Genomic DNA, 516 nt, shown 5'->3' with positions numbered 1-516 from the left:
TTGAGATGCTAAAGTGAACCGGTGAGTAAAGTTGCCTAAATGAGTGTGGTGGTATTTTCAATTAAGTATCGAGACTTTATAATAAATGCGTATCTTGATAATAGAAGACGATCCGAAAACCGCTCATTATTTGCGCCAGGGTCTGACTGAAAGCGGCTTTATCGTTGATTGCATACAAAACGGAATCGATGGCATAAACTTAGTCTCCCAACAGGCTTATGACCTTGTAGTACTAGACGTAAACCCCCGCAAAGTGACGACTGGGATCTACTTGTAAGTATTCGCGAGGTAATTATTACCCCGATCATGATGCTTACCGAGAAAGGTAGTGTTGAGGATAAAGTCTTTGGGTTTTGATCTAGGCGCTGACGATTACATGGTCAAACCAATTGAGTTTCCTGAGTTGTTAGCTAGAGTCCGTACTATAATGCGTCGAACTGGGTCGTCGGCATCGCTAAATGTGCTTCGCGTTGGCGATTTGGAGCTCGATCTGGGTAGGCACAGGACCTTTCGCGC

General features: G+C 44.4%; 1 pseudogene. It reads left to right on the top strand.

What is annotated here, in order from left to right:
* Positions 1 to 85: 85 nt before the first annotated feature.
* Positions 86 to 516 (top strand): annotated as a pseudogene (locus HT737_RS31095) (response regulator); the annotation flags it as partial.

Origin of the sequence: Pseudomonas sp. MD195_PC81_125 (genome assembly GCF_014060985.1) — a bacterium.
Lineage (GTDB): Bacteria > Pseudomonadota > Gammaproteobacteria > Pseudomonadales > Pseudomonadaceae > Aquipseudomonas > Aquipseudomonas parakoreensis.
The sequence above is the reverse complement of the archived record's forward strand: the minus strand, read 5'-3'. Positions and strand labels throughout refer to the sequence as shown.